At 64.9% G+C, this 17,241-nt stretch carries 14 protein-coding genes; 8 read left to right on the top strand and 6 right to left on the bottom strand.

The window, feature by feature from the left end:
• Positions 1 to 10: 10 nt before the first annotated feature.
• From ACSQ9E_RS25180 to ACSQ9E_RS25165, 4 genes are all read left to right on the top strand, one after another.
• Positions 11 to 1,192 carry a hypothetical protein gene (locus ACSQ9E_RS25180; protein ID WP_436219481.1) on the top strand — a complete coding sequence of 394 codons (1,182 nt, stop codon included), beginning with the start codon at positions 11 to 13 and terminating at the stop codon, positions 1,190 to 1,192.
• Positions 1,193 to 1,224: 32 nt separating this feature from the next.
• The gene (locus ACSQ9E_RS25175; protein ID WP_436219480.1) at positions 1,225 to 1,839 is read left to right on the top strand and encodes a hypothetical protein; all 615 of its coding nucleotides are present in this window, start codon (positions 1,225 to 1,227) and stop codon (positions 1,837 to 1,839) included.
• On the top strand, positions 1,836 to 2,714 hold the full coding sequence (gene rfbA / locus ACSQ9E_RS25170) for a glucose-1-phosphate thymidylyltransferase RfbA (RefSeq protein WP_436219479.1): 879 nt from the start codon (positions 1,836 to 1,838) through the stop codon (positions 2,712 to 2,714). The genes ACSQ9E_RS25175 and rfbA overlap by 4 nt, the downstream gene beginning before the upstream one ends.
• A gap of 144 nt (positions 2,715 to 2,858) precedes the next feature.
• Positions 2,859 to 3,791, top strand: coding sequence for a 2-hydroxyacid dehydrogenase (locus ACSQ9E_RS25165; RefSeq protein ID WP_436219478.1), 933 nt, complete (start codon positions 2,859 to 2,861; stop codon positions 3,789 to 3,791).
• 21 nt (positions 3,792 to 3,812) lie between these two features.
• Here ACSQ9E_RS25165 and ACSQ9E_RS25160 read toward each other — a convergent pair whose 3' ends face one another.
• From ACSQ9E_RS25160 to ACSQ9E_RS25135, 6 genes are all read right to left on the bottom strand, one after another.
• On the bottom strand, positions 3,813 to 5,342 hold the full coding sequence (locus tag ACSQ9E_RS25160) for a TolC family protein (RefSeq protein WP_369819432.1): 1,530 nt from the start codon (positions 5,340 to 5,342) through the stop codon (positions 3,813 to 3,815).
• Entirely contained in the window at positions 5,339 to 8,527 is a 3,189-nt protein-coding gene (locus ACSQ9E_RS25155; RefSeq protein ID WP_436219477.1) for an efflux RND transporter permease subunit, read from the bottom strand. Before ACSQ9E_RS25155 ends, ACSQ9E_RS25160 begins: the two co-directional genes overlap by 4 nt.
• Positions 8,528 to 8,589: 62 nt before the next feature.
• Positions 8,590 to 9,888, bottom strand: coding sequence for an efflux RND transporter periplasmic adaptor subunit (locus tag ACSQ9E_RS25150; protein WP_436219476.1), 1,299 nt, complete (start codon positions 9,886 to 9,888; stop codon positions 8,590 to 8,592).
• Between the two features lie 261 nt (positions 9,889 to 10,149).
• A complete protein-coding gene (locus ACSQ9E_RS25145) occupies positions 10,150 to 11,187 on the bottom strand; it encodes a DctP family TRAP transporter solute-binding subunit (RefSeq protein WP_436219475.1) in 1,038 nt (345 codons plus the stop codon).
• 66 nt (positions 11,188 to 11,253) lie between these two features.
• Positions 11,254 to 12,552 (bottom strand): TRAP transporter large permease, encoded by a 1,299-nt coding sequence (locus ACSQ9E_RS25140; RefSeq protein WP_057200099.1) that lies wholly within the window; start codon positions 12,550 to 12,552, stop codon positions 11,254 to 11,256.
• A complete protein-coding gene (locus ACSQ9E_RS25135) occupies positions 12,549 to 13,112 on the bottom strand; it encodes a TRAP transporter small permease (RefSeq protein WP_057200100.1) in 564 nt (187 codons plus the stop codon). The genes ACSQ9E_RS25140 and ACSQ9E_RS25135 overlap by 4 nt, the downstream gene beginning before the upstream one ends.
• Positions 13,113 to 13,333: 221 nt before the next feature.
• Here ACSQ9E_RS25135 and ACSQ9E_RS25130 point away from each other — a divergent pair, with 221 nt between their 5' ends.
• The 4 genes from ACSQ9E_RS25130 to ACSQ9E_RS25115 all read left to right on the top strand — a co-directional run bounded on the left by ACSQ9E_RS25130 (position 13,334) and on the right by ACSQ9E_RS25115 (position 17,240).
• Positions 13,334 to 14,260, top strand: coding sequence for a LysR family transcriptional regulator (locus ACSQ9E_RS25130; protein ID WP_057200101.1), 927 nt, complete (start codon positions 13,334 to 13,336; stop codon positions 14,258 to 14,260).
• A gap of 206 nt (positions 14,261 to 14,466) precedes the next feature.
• Complete coding sequence (locus ACSQ9E_RS25125; RefSeq protein WP_436219474.1) at positions 14,467 to 15,360, top strand: amino acid ABC transporter substrate-binding protein; 894 nt, start codon at positions 14,467 to 14,469, stop codon at positions 15,358 to 15,360.
• A 112-nt stretch (positions 15,361 to 15,472) separates the two neighbouring features.
• Positions 15,473 to 16,372, top strand: coding sequence for an amino acid ABC transporter substrate-binding protein (locus tag ACSQ9E_RS25120; RefSeq protein ID WP_057200103.1), 900 nt, complete (start codon positions 15,473 to 15,475; stop codon positions 16,370 to 16,372).
• Positions 16,373 to 16,481: 109 nt separating this feature from the next.
• Complete coding sequence (locus tag ACSQ9E_RS25115; protein WP_057200104.1) at positions 16,482 to 17,240, top strand: amino acid ABC transporter permease; 759 nt, start codon at positions 16,482 to 16,484, stop codon at positions 17,238 to 17,240.
• Position 17,241 lies beyond the last annotated feature (1 nt).

Raw genomic sequence — 17,241 nt, 5'->3', positions numbered from 1 at the left:
ATCGCAAGGAGTGCCAGGCGCCAATCTGATCGTTGGTAGCTCGCATGTTGTGCGGTGGCGCACTCTGGTTGCGGCAGATGCCCTGCCTCAAAGCCTACCGCCGCAGCGGTTTATCGGGTTTGGCGGCGCGCCGATTTGGTCTGCAAAATGCTTCAACAACACCGTTGCAGTGGCAGGAGAGATTGGACGCGTGGGAATCATGGTGCCGGATTTCAGATTTGGAAACTCTATCTGCTTGTCCTGCGAGCCACCGATCCCCGTGATGCGCGATGGATTCACCGCCATCAGTCAGCCCGCGATGACCTCAGAGAATGACCATGCGATGCTGGTTCGGTGCCTCGCAGCATTGCAAATCTGGCATGGCCAGTTCGGCCAACGCGCGCGGTACCTGTTCTGGTGCATGCTGGGCAGAGAAGTGCAAGATCGGCTTGCAGGGCGGCACATTCATTTGGGCCGCTACCTCCATCCGGTTTTCAGGCACGAGGAGATTTCCAGCGCTTTGGATGGTCTGGACATAATCGATCTGGGGCCTCTGCTGCGCATGCCGATGCACGAAGTTGTTCGATTGTTCGTCGACAACAGTGCTCACCCCTCGCAGATCGGCTACCTTTTTCTGGACTCAGTGCTATGCCAGGAGCGCTCTCCCACCGAAGGCTATGCACAGGCGGTAGACGCCGTTGAATCCGTGCTGTTCGAGTTGGCCAAGCGCATACGATCTAGGCACAAAAAGCAGGTCTTGCTGACCGGTCGCTCTGTGTGGCTGGACACACTCGCTCGCTATCTTGGCGCCACAGCGGCCAGTCGTCTTGCTGCGGTTGGCCTTCTTGTCGCGCCGCTGGATGCCGCACCTGGCCAGCCATCCATCAGCCAGCTTCTCGCAGACCTGCGAGCCGAGGACTGTCAGGCTGTCGTCTTCTGTGTCTCCGGAACCGATTTGGCAATTCCATTGGCCAGGGCATTTGGCACCAGCACGGAATTCTGGCGCAAGGTGCCCCATATTGATTGGGAAACGGGAACCAATCCCATCATCCGCGGAAGAAATGAAACTCCGCATTTCCCCCCAGCCACCAACGGCGCGGATGGCGCTGCCCACAAAACCGTGGTTCCAAACCTGCAAGAATGCATGGTGGAACTCGGCCCACTTGGTATTCCCACTTGGCGTGGTTTGCAGCTTGTGCTGGAGCAGCTGTGAGGGATCACGGATCACTCGTCGCGCTCCGCAACATGCCCGACTGCATTGGCATCGACGCAGAGGCAGCACGTGCCCGTGTTGCCACAAGAATCAACAAACTATTGCGCTGGACTGGGGATCTGGGCCGCAAGTTCAACCCACCGCTATGCCAGGTCGGAGTGGTCTTGTCACCTGATTGGCCTATCGTCGCATTCCATACATCAGGCGGCTTCAACGATCGCATGGTGGACCTCGTGTTCAGCCCCAAAGCCCAGTACAACGCCACCATACTGTTGTTTGGTGACTCGTTCTTTCGCATGATGCGTCGCCATCTCAGCGCCGTTTTCACTCGCGTCGTATGTTTGCGCAGTCGGTTCTTCCACCCGGAAATTGCCGCCTCCATCCAGTCTGATGTGGTGTTATCAGGAAATGCCGAGCGTTATTTCTCGGCAGTGGCGCCCGACAGTGAAGCGCAATTGTTTTCCCTGTATCTAGGTTTTCTCCGTGCACCCGAGATCCAGGCCGATACCGCGTTCCTGGCTGCTTGGAGCTCGGTGAACGCGCCCCGGTCCTCAGCGTCGCAGCGCTTCTTCTCTGATCTTCGAACGCCACCGCGCGATGGGTCGTCCCCGCCGTTCCCAAACCCAACACGCTCCACCTTTTCATGAGCATCCGCAAAGGCATCATCCTCGCCGGAGGCTCCGGTACCCGGCTGCACCCGGCCACCCTGGCCATCAGCAAGCAGTTGCTGCCGGTGTACGACAAACCCATGATCTATTACCCGCTGAGCACGCTCATGCTCGCGGGCATCCGCGACATTCTGGTGATCAGCACTCCGCAGGACACGCCGCGCTTCGAACAACTGCTTGGCGATGGCAGCCAGTGGGGCATCCACCTGCAGTACGCGGTGCAGGCGAGCCCGGACGGCCTGGCACAGGCCTTCGTGATCGGCGAATCCTTCCTCGGCGATTCTCCCAGCGCGCTGGTGCTGGGTGACAACATCTTCCACGGCCATGACTTTCATGAGTTGCTGGGCAGTGCGACAGAGCGCCAAACGGGAGCCAGCGTGTTTGCGTACCATGTGCACGACCCCGAGCGCTATGGTGTGGCCGAGTTCGATGCCCAGGGCAAAGTCCTGTCGCTGGAGGAAAAGCCCAAGGTCCCCAAGTCGAGCTATGCGGTCACGGGCCTGTATTTCTACGACAACCAGGTGGTGGAGTTGGCCAAGGGGCTCAAGCCCTCGGCCCGCGGCGAGTACGAGATCACCGACCTCAACCGCCTGTACCTGGAGCGCGGCCAGTTGAATGTGGAGATCATGGGCCGGGGCTACGCCTGGCTGGATACCGGCACGCACGAGAGCCTGCTCGAAGCCGGCCAGTTCATCGCCACGCTGGAGCACCGTCAGGGCCTGAAGATCGCATGCCCTGAAGAGATTTCCTGGCGCAGCCAGTGGATCGACAGCGCCCAGCTGGAGCGACTGGCCCAGCCGCTGACCAAGAATGGGTACGGCCAGTACCTGATGCGCCTGGTGCGGGATAGATAGATGGCATTTCTCGGGGGGAAGCGGGATTCTTGGTGGTTTGCGACGCACTGAGCGAAGACGTGTGACACTTTGGAGTGGCCGAAATGTATCACTCGGCCCGAAGTCAATGTCCCTTCTTTGCCGCCGTTGGAGTTTCTTTTGGTTATGAAACCTGTCCTGCTTGCCCTGTCGTTCCTGTCGGAAGAACACTGCGCCCAATTGTCGGAAACCTTTGATCTGGTCTACGTACCTGATGCGCCACAGCACCAGGCCGCCATCGCCGAGCATGGCAGCCGCGTGCGGGTGGTGCTCACCATCGGCTCCATCGGCATCACGCCCGCGCAGATCGATGCGCTGCCGTCCCTCACGCTGATCTGCGCCCTGGGTGCGGGCTACGAGAACATCGCCGTGGCGCACGCCAAGGCGCGCGGCATCGTGGTGGCCAATGGCGCCGGCACCAACGACGACTGCGTGGCCGACCATGCCTTTGGCCTGCTCATCGCGGCCGTGCGTGGCATCCCCAAGCTGGATACCGCCACGCGTGCCGGTGTGTGGCGCACGGCATTGCCGCTGCCGCCCAATGTGTCACACAAGCGCTTCGGCATCATCGGCCTGGGCACCATCGGCAAGAAGATCGCCCAGCGTGCGCTGGGCTTCGACCTGCAAGTGGGCTACCACAATCGCAGCGAGCGCACGGACGTGCCCTACCGCTACTTCGGCGACGTGAAATCGCTGGCCGAGTGGGCTGATTTCCTGGTCGTGGCCACGCCCGGCGGCCCGGGCACACAGCACCTGGTCAACGCCCCGGTGCTAGATGCCCTGGGGCCGCGCGGCTATGTGGTCAACATCGCACGCGGTAGCGTGATCGACACCGCAGCGCTGGCCCTGGCGCTGCGCGAGGGGCGCCTGGCAGGTGCGGGCCTGGACGTGTACGAGAGCGAGCCTGCGCCACCGGCCGAATTGCTGGATCTGGACACCGTGGTGCTCACACCCCACGTGGGCGGCTGGTCGCCCGAGGCGGTGCAGGCCTCTGTGGACCGCTTCGTCGAGAATGCGCGCCGGCACCTCGCGGGCGAGTCGCCGGTTTCGCCTGTCTGAACGCGCGCTGTAGGAGGGGGCTCAGCCCCCGCCGAGCACCTTGTACAAGGTGATGCGGTTGGTCTGCTCGGCCAACTGCAGGCTCAGCAGGGTCTGCTGCGCCGCGTACAGCGAGCGCTGCGCGTCGAGCACCGTGAGGTAGTTGTCGGCCCCGGCCTTGAAGCGGGCTTCGGACAGGGCGTAGACGCGCTCCGTCGCGGCCAGCAGCGAGGTCTGCGCGGTGATGCGGTCCGTCAGGGTGGCGCGCTCGGCCAGGGCATCGGCGGCTTCGCGGAAGGCGGTCTGGATGACCTTCTCGTACTGCGTGAGGGCAATGCGCTGGTTGGCCTGGGCGACGTCCAGGTTGGCCTGGTTGCGGCCGCCGTCGAAAATCGGCAGCCGGATCTGCGGCACGAAGCTCCACAGCAGGTTGCCGCTGCCGAACAGGCCCGAGAGCTCCGTGCTCGCCGTGCCCACGCTGGCCGTGAGCGAGATGCTGGGGAAGAAAGCCGCACGCGCGGCGCCGATGTTGGCGTAGCTGGCCTGCAGGCTGCGCTCGGCGGCCATCACGTCAGGGCGCGACAGCAGCACACTCGAGGGGATCTGCGCGGGCACGGCCAGCAACTGCAGTGCGTTCTCACGCAGCATGGGCACCTGCGTGGCCGCCTGCGTGACGCGCTCGCTGCGCCGCTCGTCCGGCACCTGTGCGGCCACAGGCACGGGGGGCGCCGCCTGTACGGCGGGCAGCAGGGTGGCGGGAACGGGCGAGCCCACCAGCAGTTGCAGCGCATTGCGGTCGCGCGCCACCTGGCTGGTGAAGGCGGCGACATCGGCGCGCGCGCCGTCCACCGTGGTCTGGTTCTGCGCCAGCACCAGGCCCGAGGTGCCGCCCAGGCGGTGCGTGCGCTCGGTCAGGGAGTAGGAGGCTTCGCGCGAGCGCAGTGTTTCCTTCGCCAGCTCCAGGCGTGCCTGGTCGGCCGCGAGGTTGAGCCAGGCATTGGTGACCTCGGCCACCAGGCTCAGCTGCACGCTGCGCTGGGTGTCGGTGACGCGCAGCACCTCCTGCAGTGCGGACTCGTTGAGGTTGCGCACGCGGCCGAAGAAGTCGAGTTCGTAGCTGGTGATGCCCAGTTGCGCGCTGTACTGCTCGCCGATCTGCGAGCGGCCGGCGGTGGTCAGGTCGGCGGCGGTGCGGGCGCGGCTGCCCTGGGCCGTGCCGCTCACGCTGGGCAGGCGATCGGCGCGGCTCACGCCGTACTGGGCCTGGGCGCGCTCGATGGCCAGCGCTGCGGCGCGCAGGTCGCGGTTGTTCTGCAGCGCGAGCGTGATGACGTCGCGCAACTGTGCAGACTGCACCACCGCGTCCCAGCCCAGCGGGGCATAGGTCTCGCTGGCGCCTGCCGTCGTGGCGGCGTTGTCCAAGGCTGCGGGCACCGGGGCGACAGGGCGGTCGTAGCTGGGTGCCAGATTGGTGCAGCCGGCCAGGACCAGCAGGGCGCACAGGGGAGTCATCAGGGCTTTGGACATGCCGGTGGACACAACGGGGTAGGCAAGAACGGTACGGAAGCTCATGCCTGCGCCTCCTGGGCTTCTGCAGGCGGCGTGGCGGGCGCGGCGGGGGCCTGGCCCTGGCCCTTGCGCCGCTGGACCAGGGAGCGCACGAGCAGGAAGAACACGGGCACGAAGAACAGCCCCAGCACGGTGGAGGCCACCATGCCGCCGAGCACGCCGGTGCCGATGGCCTGGCGGCCGCCGGCACCCGCGCCCGTGCCGATGGCCAGAGGCAGCACGCCGAAGCCGAAGGCCAGCGAAGTCATGAGGATGGGGCGCAGGCGCATGCGCACGGCTTCCACCGTGGCGTCGTACAGGTTCTTGCCCTGGGTTTGCAATTGCACCGCGAATTCGACGATCAGGATGGCGTTCTTGGACGCCAGCCCCACGGTGGTGAGCAGCCCCACCTGGAAGTACACGTCGTTGGTCATGCCGCGCGTGTAGGTGGCCAGCAAGGCGCCGATCACGCCCAGCGGCACCGCCAGCATCACCGAGAACGGCACGCTCCAGCTTTCGTACAGGGCCGCCAGGCACAGGAACACGAAGAGGATGGAGACGGCGTAGAGCAAGGGCGCCTGCGAGCCCGAGCGGCGCTCCTGCAGCGAGGCGCCGGTCCACTCCATGCCGATGCCGGGCGGCAGCTTTTTCATGATTTCCTCGATGGCCACCATGGCGTCGCCCGAGCTGGCGCCTGGCGCGGTTTCGGCCTGCAGTTCCAGGGCGGGGCTGCCGTTGTAGCGCATGAGCTGGGGCGGGCCGTTGGTCCACGAGGTGCTGGCAAAGGTCGAGAAAGGCACCATTTCGCCATTGCGGTTGCGCACGCTCCAGTGACCGATGTCTTGCGGCAGCATGCGATAGGGCGCATCGCCCTGCACATACACGCGCTTGACGCGGCCCTGGTGCACGAAGTCGTTCACATAGGTGCCGCCCATGGCGCTGGAGAGCACGCCGTTGATGTCCGCCGTGGTCAACCCCTGGGCCGCGGCCTTGCGGTCATCGATGGTGACCTTGAGCTCCGAGGTGTTGTCGAAATTGGTGGTCCGCACATTGGTGAGGATCGGGTTCTGGCGGGTCAGTTCGATCAACTGGTCCTTGGCGGCGACGAGAGCGTCCTGCCCCAGGCCATTGAGGTCCTTGACCATGAAGTTGATGCCCGCGCTCGACCCCAGGCCGCGCACGGCGGGCGGCAGCGAGACGAAGATGCGTGCGTCGCGGATCTTGGCGAGGTCCTTGGTGGCCTGGCTGGCGATGACCTCCGCCGACTGGCTGCGCAGCGGGCGTTCCGCCCAGGGCTTGAGCCGGATGAACATGTTGCCGGAGTTCTGGTTGCCGTTGTTGCCGGCAATCGAATTCACACGCAGCACTTCGGGCTTGGCCAGAAAGTAGTCCTTGATTTCATCAAGCACCACACCCAGGCGCTCGTCGGTGGCGCCAGAGGGCAAGGTGATCGAGGCCGTCACGAAACCCTGGTCCTCATTGGGCAGAAAGGAGGTGGGCAGTACCTTGAACAGCAGCCCCACGCCCACCAGGATCGCCAGGTAGATCACGACCATGCGCAGGCTGCGCTTGAGCAGGCCGCCCACGACGCGCTGGTAGCGGTTGGCCGTGCTGTCGAACGTGCGGTTGAACCAGGCGAAGAAGCGGTCGCTCAGGCCGAGCAGGCCACGCCTTGGCGGGCCGTCATGGGCTGCGTGGTGGCCCTTTTCGATGGGCTTGAGCAGGGTGGCGCACAGCGCAGGGGTCAGCGTCAGCGCCACGAACACCGACAGCGCCATGGCCGAGACGATGGTGATGGAAAACTGCCGGTAGATCACGCCAGTGGAGCCCGTGAAGAAGGCCATGGGGATGAACACGGCCGACAGGGTGAGGCCGATGCCTACCAGTGCAGGCGTGATCTCCTTCATCGACTTGCGCGTGGCCTCCTTGGGCGACAGGCCTTCCTCGCTCATCACGCGTTCCACGTTCTCCACCACCACGATGGCGTCGTCCACCAGCAGGCCGATGGCCAGCACCATGGCGAACATGGTCAGCATGTTGATCGAGTAGCCCAGCGCCGAGAGCACGCCGAAGGTGCCCAGCAGCACCACGGGCACGGCGATGGCCGGGATCATCGTGGCGCGGAAGTTCTGCAGGAAGATGAACATCACGATCACCACCAGCAGCATCGCCTCGGCCAGGGTCTTGACGACCTCCTCGATGGAGGCGCGCACGAACGGGGTGGAGTCGGAGCTGACGACACCGTTGATGCCATCCGGGAAGAAGGGTTCGAGCTCCTTCATCTTGCGTGCCACTGCATCGGCCACTTCCATGGCATTGGCGCCGTCGGCCAGCACGATGCCGATACCCGCGCCGGGCTGCCCGTTCAGGCGCGACTTGACCGTGAGGTTGTCCGCCTCCAGCGCCACCCGGGCCACATCGGCCATGGTGACCACCGAGCCATCGGTGCCGGACTTGAGGACAATGCGCTCGAACTCCTCCACCGTCTGCAGCTTGGTGCGCGCGGTGATGGTGGCGTTGAGCATCTGCCCGGCGGGCGCGGGCTGCTGGCCCAACTGGCCGGCCGAGACCTGCGCGTTCTGGGCATTGAGCGCGTTGATCAGGTCCGACGGCATCAGCGCGAACTTCTCCATCTTGGCCGGGTCGATCCAGATGCGCATGGCATAGGAGGTTCCGAACACCGTCACGTCACCCACACCGTCCAGGCGGGCGATCACGTCCACCACGTTGCTGGAGATGTAGTCGCCAATGGCCACCTGGGTCACGGTGGGGTCGGGCGAAGTGAACACGTAGGTCACCAGGAAGTCCTGGCCGCCCTTGTTCACGAACACGCCGCGGCTTTTCACGGCCTCGGGCAGGCGGTTCATGGCCGCCTGCAGCTTGTTCTGCACCTGCACCTGGGCCACGTCGATGTTGGCGCCGGGGGCAAACGTGAGCGTGGTGCGCGAGCGGCCGGCGGAGTCGCTGGTCGAGCCCATGTACAGCAGGCTGTCGATGCCCTTGAGCTGCTGCTCGATCACCTGGGTCACCGAGTTGTCGACCGTGCCGGCCGATGCACCGGTATAGGTGGTGTTGATGGTCACGCGCGGTGGCGCGATGTCGGGGTACTGCTCCAGCGGCAGCGTGAAGATGGACATCGCCCCCGCCAGCATGATGACGATGGACAGCACCCAGGCGAAGACCGGGCGGTTGATGAAGAACTGGGCCATGGATCAGCGTGGGTGTGGTGGGGTCGCAGGTCGGTCGGGTGAGGCGTTGCGCGCAGTGCGCCTCAGGAACTGGCTGCGGCCGACGAGGCCGTGGCCGCCGCGGGCGCGGCCTTGTCGCGTGGCTTGACCACCGTGGGCTTGACCGTCTGGCCCACGCGGGCCTTCTGGAAGCCGTCCACCATCACCTTCTCACCGGCCTTGACGCCCGAGATCACCAGCCAGCGGTTGCCCACGGCCTGGCCGAGTTCCACCGGGCGCTTGGTGAGCTTGTTGTCCTCGCCCACCACCTGCACGCTGGGCTCGCCGGCGGCGTTGCGGATCACGGCCTCCTGGGGCAGCAACAGGGCCTGTGGCGCCACGCTGGTGGCCAGCTGGGAGCGTACGTACATGCCCGGCATCAGGAAATGGTCGGGGTTGGGGAAGGTCGCGCGCAGGGTGATGGCGCCCGAGGTCGGGTTGACGGCCGTGCCGGTGAACTGCAGCGTGCCTTCTTTTTCGTAGGTGGACCCATCCTCCAGGATGAGCTTCACCCTGGCCTGGTTGGAATCCACGCGCGTGAACTTGCCTTCCTGCCATTGCCTGCGCAGCTGCAGCAGCTCCGCGCTGGACTGCGTGATGTCCACCTGGATCGGGTCGAGCTGCTGGATGGTGGTCAGCGCATTGGCCTGGTTGGCCGTGACCAGGGCACCGGCCGTGACGGCCGACAGCCCGATGCGCCCGGAGATGGGCGCGACGATGCGCGTGTAGCGCACGTTGATGCGCGCGGTGTCCAGCGCCGCCTGCGCCACGCCCACGTCGGCCTGGGTCTGCTGCACCGCCGCCTGGCTTTCGTCGAACACCTGGCGGCTGATGGCGTCGATCTCGACCAGTTCCGCATTGCGTTTGGCGTTGACCTGGGCCGTGCGCGCCGTGGCCTGCGCCTTGGCGAGCACTGCCTGGGCGCTGGCCTGGGCGGCTTCGTAGGTGGCCGGGTCCACCTGGTACAGCGGCTGGCCGGCCTTGACCAGCGCGCCCTCGGTGAACAGGCGTTTCTGGATGATGCCGTTGATCTGCGGGCGGATGTCGGCGTTCTGGAAGGCCGCCGTGCGGCCTGGCAACTCCGTGCTCAGCGTCTGGCTCTCTGGGGCCAGCACCACTACGCCCACCGCTGGCTCGCCTGCGGGCTTGCCCGCGCCGGCCTTGGCCGGCTGATCCTTGCCGGAGCAGGCCACCAGGCCGCCGATGCACAGGGCCGCGATGCAGGTTCGCACCCAGGCCGGGTTCAGCCGGGACAAGGGGTGGGCAGCGGGGCGGGCGGGGGAGGAGGCCAGCGTCAGCGAGCCCGTGGCAGCCGGGTGGCCAGCATTCAGAAGGAACGGCATGGGAGACGGTGAGTCAGAGTTGAAGGCATTGTGGGGGCCATATGTGTACGCACGATAAAGTTGGCAAAGCCGGAGCCCGTTGACAGGTTTTTTCAGGTGGACGAGCATCCCCCCAACGCTTGGCACTTGCAAGCATCGGGCCAGCAAATGGATGGCCACTCCTTCGGGGGCCGCCCACGAAAAAGGCGCTTCCCTGCCACCGGGAGCGCCTTGGAGATTGTGCCGGCGGCCCTTGTCGGCTGCCGGTATGTGCTTATGCGCTTATTGCTTGCGCGCGGCAATCGCTTTTTCGGCCTGGGTCACCAGGTCGGCGCCGATCTGGCCCTTCCACTTCTCGAACACGGGGCGGGTGGCCTTCACGAAGGCGTCGCGTTCGGCGGGGGAGAGTTGGGTCACGGTCACGCCATTGGCTGCGATGTCCTTGAGCAGGGGCTTGTCGGCCTCGACCATGCCCTTGCGGGCGATGGCGATCTCTTCCTTGCCGGCGTCGATGGCGGCCTGCTTGACGATCTCGCGGTCGGCCGGCGTCCAGGAGTTCCAGATGTCCTTGTTCACCACGAAGACCAGCGGGTCGTTGATGTAGCCCCACATGGTCACGTGCTTCTGGGCCACGGTGTGCAGCTTGGCAGCCATGTACACGGCGATCGGGTTCTCCTGGCCGTCCACGGCGCCACTGGCCATGGCGGGCTGGGCATCGGCCCAGCTCATCTGCGTGGGGTTGGCGCCCAGCGCGGTGAAGGTGTCCAGGAACAGGGGCGAGCCCACGACGCGGATCTTCAGGCCCTTGAGGTCCTCAGGAGTCTTGATGGCCTTCTTGGAGTTGGAGATCTCGCGGTAGCCGTTTTCGCCCCAGGCCAGGGGCACCACGCCGGCCTTGTCCAGCGTCGCGAATATGTTCTTGCCGACTTCGCCCTGCGTGAGTGCGTCCACGGCGGCGTAGTCGGGCATCAGGAAGGGCAGCGAGAACAGGTTCAGCTGCTTGACCTGGGGCGACCAGTTGATGGTGGAGCCCACGGCCATGTCGATCACGCCCTGGCGTAGCGCCGAGAACTCGCGCGTCTGGTCGCCCTGGATGAGCGAGACACCGGGGTACAGCTTGATGTTGATGCGGCCCTGCGTGCGCTCGCGCACCTTGTTGGCCCACAACTCGCCGCCCTTGCCCCACGGGAAGGCAGTGCCCAGCACCAGGGACATGCGGTATTCGCTCTTGTAGGCCGTCTGTGCGATGGCGGCCGGGGCGGCGAAGGCCAGTGCGGCGGCAGCGGCCACGGCGGAAGTCAGAAAGGTGCGCAGTTTCATGTTGTCAGTCTCCTGTGGTCAATTTTGTAGGGTAGAAGGCAAATCGGTCTCGGGGTTTGCCACGGGTCAGTAACCCAGGCGCGCCGGCAGCCACAGCGCCAGTGGCGGGAAGGCGATCACCAGCACCATCACGAGGAACATGGCGAACAGCATCCAGCCGACCCAGCGCACGGTCGATTCCATGCGCACACCAGCGATGCGGCACGAGACCATCAGGTTCACCGCCAGCGGCGGGGTGAACTGGCCCAGCGCCACCTTGAGCGTCAGGATCACGCCGAACCAGACGGGGTCCCACTGGTAGTGCTGCATGATGGGCAAGAGCAGCGGCACGAAGATCAGGAAGATGGAGATCCCATCGAGAAACATGCCCACGGTGATGAGCAGCACGATCAGCAGCGCCAGCACGCCGTATTCCCCTAGGCCCGAGTTCACGATGGCCTTGGCCACCGGGTCGATCACCCCGAGGGTGGACAGCGAGTAGGCAAAGATGCCCGCGAGCGAGACCACGAGCAGGATCACGGCCGACAGCTCGCCCGATTCGCGCAGGATGGGGAACAGGTCGCGCACCTTGATCGTGCGGTGGATCACCATGCCCACGAAGAGGCCGTAGAACACCGCCACCACGGCGGCCTCGGTGGGCGTGAACCAGCCGGCGCGCATGCCGCCCAGGATCAGCACCGGTGCGGCCAGACCCCACAGGGCTTCGCGCAGGCTCTTCCAGAACGGGGGGCGCGGCATGGTGGATTCGAGCGCGCCCATCTTGTGCTTGCGCGCCATCCACACGGCCGGAATGATCAATGCGATGCCCGCCAGGATGCCCGGGATCATGCCGGCGGCGAACAGCGCGGGCACCGAGGCGCCCGGCACCAGCACCGAGTAGATGATGAAGGCGACGGACGGCGGGATCAGGATGTCGGTGGCTGCTGCTGCCCCCACCACGCTGGCCGAGAACGAGGGCGGGTAGCCCGCGCGCGACATGGCGGCGATCATCACGCCGCCCACGGCAGCGGCGTTGGCCGGGCCCGAGCCCGAGATGCCACCCAGGAACATGGCCACGGCAATCGCCACCAGCGGCAGCATGCCCGGGCCGCGCCCGACGATGGCCACGGCGAAGTTCACCAGGCGCAGGGCCACGCCCGAGCGGTCGAAGATGGAGCCGACCAGCACGAACATCGGAATCGCCAGCAGCGGGTACTTGCCCAGGCCGGCATAGAAGTTCTGCGGCACGGCCAGCAAGCCGAACCACTGGCTGTCGGCATTCGCCAGCGCAATCGCGGCGGCGCCGGCCAGGCCCAGGGCAGCGCCTATGGGCACGCCCAGGAACATCAGGCCCAGGAAGGCCACGAACAGGAGCGTGGCGATCATGGCTGTGCGTCCTCGGCGGGGCTTTCGGGCCGCAGCGCTTCACGGCTGCGGCGCAGCAGCAGGCCCACGGCCCGCGCAGCGATCAGCGCCGAGATGACGGGCAGCCAGATGGAGTACCACCACTGCGGCACGCCGATGCCCGGCGAGGTCTCGCCAAAGCGGTAGTCGTCCCAGACCACGCGCACGCTGAGCACGGCGATCAGCGCGAACAGCACGGCCACGGCCACGGCGCCCAGCTGCGCCAGGCGCTTGCGGCGCGCGGCCGAGCCGCCTTCGGCAAAGTATTCGATGCGGATGTGCTGGTCGCGCGCTACGGCGGCAGAGCCCGCCACCAGGGCCAGCACGATCATCAGGAAGACGGAGATTTCTTCCGTCCAGGCAAAAGAGGAACTGGTGAAGTAGCGCACCAGCACGTTGGCAAATGTGATGAGCGCCAGCGCCGCCATGACGATGACGGTGAGCCAGTCCTCGATGCGCAGGGCGCGGGGTTCTTCGGAGGCAGGGGCGGCGACGGGCACGGAGGCGTCGGTCACCGGCCCTTGGGGAGGGGTGGAGGACATGGGAGCGGCGGTACAGGAGAACAAACAGGACGGGCCGGTCGCTCTGCCCGCCGGTGTTGTGCACCTGGGGCCGTGACGCGGGAGCGCGCTTTGGACGCAACTTTCCCTATTATGCGGTGCGTTGCTATGTGTGCACACCAATGGTGCGCTATGGATAAACCCTTGTACAGGCTTTCCACCACAGGCCAGCACGCGGCAGGGCCGGCACCGATAATGCACCGATGGAAACCAAGTGGCTTGAAGATTTCGTCAGTCTTGCGGAAACGCGCAGCTTCAGCCGGTCCGCCCAGTTGCGGCATGTGACGCAGCCCGCCTTTTCGCGGCGCATCCAGGCCCTGGAGGCCTGGGCCGGTACCGATCTGGTGGACCGCAGCTCCTACCCCACGCGCCTCACGCCGGCCGGCAAAACCCTGTACGACCAGGCGCTGGAGATGCTGCAGGCGCTGCAGAACACCCGGGCCATGCTGCGCGCGCACACCAGTGCAGGCAAGGACATGATCGAGTTCGCGGTGCCGCACACGCTGGCCTTCACCTTCTTCCCGGCCTGGGTGTCGAGCCTGCACGACAAGTTCGGCCCCTTCAAGAGCCGGCTGATCGCCCTGAACGTGCACGACGCCGTGATGCGCCTGGTGGAAGGGGGCTGCGACCTGCTGATCGCCTACCACCACCCCTCACAGCCCTTCCAGCTCGATGCCGACCGCTACGAGATGGTGAGCCTGGGCCAGGAGGTGCTGTCCCCGTACTCCAAGGCCGACGCCGACGGGCAGCCTCTGTTCCGGCTACCGGGCCGGGTGGGCCAGCCGCTGCCCTACCTGGGCTATGCGCCCGGTGCCTACCTGGGGCGGGTGACGGAGCTGATCCTCAAGGAGTCGGGCACGGCGATCCACCTGGACCGGGTCTACGAGACCGACATGGCCGAGGGCCTCAAGGCCATGGCGCTCGAAGGGCATGGCGTGGCCTTCCTGCCCCACAGCGCTGTCAAGAAAGAGCTGCGCACGCGCAAGCTGGTCAGTGCCGCCCCGCCGGACACCGAGGGCCTGCAGATGACCATGGATGTGCGCGCCTACCGTGAAAAGCCCTCGGGCAAGGAAGCGCCCAAGGGCACGGCCCAGGCCCTGTGGACTTATCTACAGGCGCAGGCGGCATGAACAGGCGGGTTTTTCATGCCTAGGGTAAATACGGATATAAACAGTTTGCATAGTTGTCCGCGCAAACGGCATTGGAATTTCATGGTAACGACACGTACAGTCGCCCCCATTGCTGGATCAGCGATGGCGATGTAGTCTCTTTCAGGCCCCACGGTGGCACGAAGATTGCAGATCTGATTCCACTTCCTATTTACCGAGACATCCGCATGAAAGTTCAGCATTGGGGATTGGCGTGGGGCATTGCTGCCTTGTGCTGCGCATCCGCGGCGTCTGCGCAGGGGGTGCTCGAACGCGTCAGCGGTGGCGGCAAGATGGTGATCGCGTACCGCGAGTCGTCAGTGCCCTTCTCGTATATCGACACCAAGACCGGCAAGCCGGTGGGCTACGCCATGGACCTGTGCCTGCGCCTGGCCGACGTGGTGCGCAAGAAGACGGGCAAGAAGGACATGCAGGTCGAGTTCCTGGCGGTCACGCCAGCCAACCGGATTGCGATGATCGAGCAGGGCAAGGCCGACATGGAGTGCGGCTCCACCACCAACAATGCCGAGCGGCGCCAGAAGGTGGCCTTCACGGTGCCGCATTTCATCACCGGCGCGCGCCTGCTGGTGAAATCCGCCAGCACCATCGACCGCGTGGAAGATCTCAATGGCAAGAAGCTGGTGTCCACCAAGGGGACCACGCCGCTGAAGGCGGCCGACCAGGCCAACCGCGAGCGCCTGATGGGCATCACCATCCTGGAATCGCCCGACCACGCCAAGGCCGTGGAGATGGTGGAAAAGGGCGAGGCCGATGCCTTCGTGATGGACGACGTGCTGCTGTACGGCCTGGCCGCCGGCCGGCCGAACCCGGGTGCCTTGAAGGTGGTGGGCCGGTTCATGACCACCGAGCCGCTGGCCATCATGCTGCCCAAGAATGACCCCGAATTCAAGAAGCTGGTGGATGAGGAGATGCGCCGCCTCATCACCAGCCGGGATATCTACCCCATATATGAGAAGTGGTTCGCCAAACCGATTCCCCCGAACAACACCACGCTGAACCTTCCGGTCAGTTATCTGTTGCGGGACTTCTGGAAATACCCTACCGACCAGGTCCCGTTCTGACTAATATCGCTGGTCGCGTGGTTCCCTTTTTGGTTTTTTGCCCGCCGGTGCTTCCGGGCTGGGTAAATCTCTAAAATCCCCCCCTTTTTTCGTTTCACACAAGGAGATCCCAATGAAGAAGCATTTGCTCGCGGTTGCCGTGACCGCCCTGGCTGCAGGCAGCGCATTCGCCCAAGCCACCGACACCCTGGCCAAAATCAAGGCCTCGGGCAGCGTGACGCTGGGTGTGCGGGAGTCTTCGGGTCTTTCCTACACTCTGGGCAATGGCAAGTACGTGGGTTTCCACACCGAAATGGGTGAAATCATCCTGGCCGACATCCAGAAGCAACTGGGCCTGGCCAAGCTGGAAACCAAGTACCAGCCCGTGACCTCGCAAAACCGCATTCCCCTGGTAACCAATGGCACCGTGGACCTGGAATGTGGCTCCACCACGAACAACGCCGCACGCCAGAAGGACGTGGCCTTTGCCGTGACCACCTATGTGGAAGAAGTTCGCACCGTCGTGAAGGCCAATTCGGGCATCACCTCCATCAAGGACCTGAACGGCAAGACCGTGGCCACGACCACGGGCACCACCTCGGTGCAGACCCTGCGCAAGCACGAGCGCTCTGGCGGCATCGACTTCAAGGAAGTCTTCGGCAAGGACCACGCCGACAGCTTCCTGATGCTGGAAACCGGCCGTGCCGACGCCTTCGTGATGGATGGCTCGATCCTGGCTGCCAACATCTCCAAGTCCAAGAACCCTGCCGACTACAAGATCGTTGGCGAAGTGCTGTCGGTGGAGCCTATCGCCTGCATGCTGCGCAAGGATGACCCGGCCTTCAAGAAGGCCGTGGACGACAGCATCAAGCGCCAGATCGCCGACGGCTCGCTGGCCAAGCTGTACGACAAGTGGTTCATGCAACCCGTGCCTCCGACCAACACCAAGATCGGCCTGCCCATTTCCGACGCCACCAAGGCGGCTTGGGCCGCCCCGAACGACAAGCCCATGGAAGACTACGCCAAGAAGTAATCTTCGGGATGCTTGCGCCCCTTCGGCCACCGCGGTTTGAAGGGGCTTTTTTGTTGGGTGGGCAAAGGATTGCGCCCAATGCAATACCAAAAAATAAAGGGGTGATCCTATGAGTTGGGATTGGCAGGTGTTCTGCCAGGACACCATGGACAGGGAAGTCGTGCAAAGCTGCTTTGGCAAGGGCGGCGAAATCACTTACCTGGACTGGATGCTGTCGGCCTGGGGCTGGACGGTGTCTGTTTCGCTGCTGGCCCTGGTGCTGGCTCTCGTATTGGGCTCCGTCATTGGCACGCTGCGTACCTTGCAGGACCGGCCGATGGTCGTGCGCCTGGGCAATGCCTGGGTCGAGCTGTTTCGCAACATTCCACTGCTGGTGCAGATCTTCCTGTGGTACCACGTCCTGCCCAGCCTCTTTCCGGTCATGAAGGGCGTTCCCGGCTTCACGCTGGTGGTGCTGGCGCTGGGCTTCTTCACGTCGGCACGCATTGCCGAGCAGGTGCGCTCGGGTATCAACACCCTGCCGCGCGGCCAGCGCTATGCGGGTCTGGCGGTGGGCTTCACCACCTTCCAGACCTACCGCTACGTGCTGCTTCCCATGGCGTTTCGCATCATCATCCCGCCGCTGACCAGCGAGACGATGAACATCTTCAAGAACTCCTCCGTCGCGTTTGCCGTGTCGGTGGCTGAGCTCACGATGTTTGCCATGCAGGCGCAGGAGGAAACCTCGCGCGGCATCGAGGTCTATCTGGCCGTGACGGCGCTCTACGTCATCTCGGCGTTTGCCATCAACCGCATCATGGCGTTCATCGAGAAGCGTGCGCGCATTCCCGGCGTGGTTGTGCCCAGCGGCGCAGGTGGGGGGCACTGAC

It is taken from the genome of Acidovorax sp. LjRoot118 (assembly GCF_964253575.1).
GTDB lineage: Bacteria > Pseudomonadota > Gammaproteobacteria > Burkholderiales > Burkholderiaceae_C > Acidovorax.
Note: the sequence above shows the minus strand (reverse complement) of the source record. Positions and strands in the feature narration are given on the sequence as shown.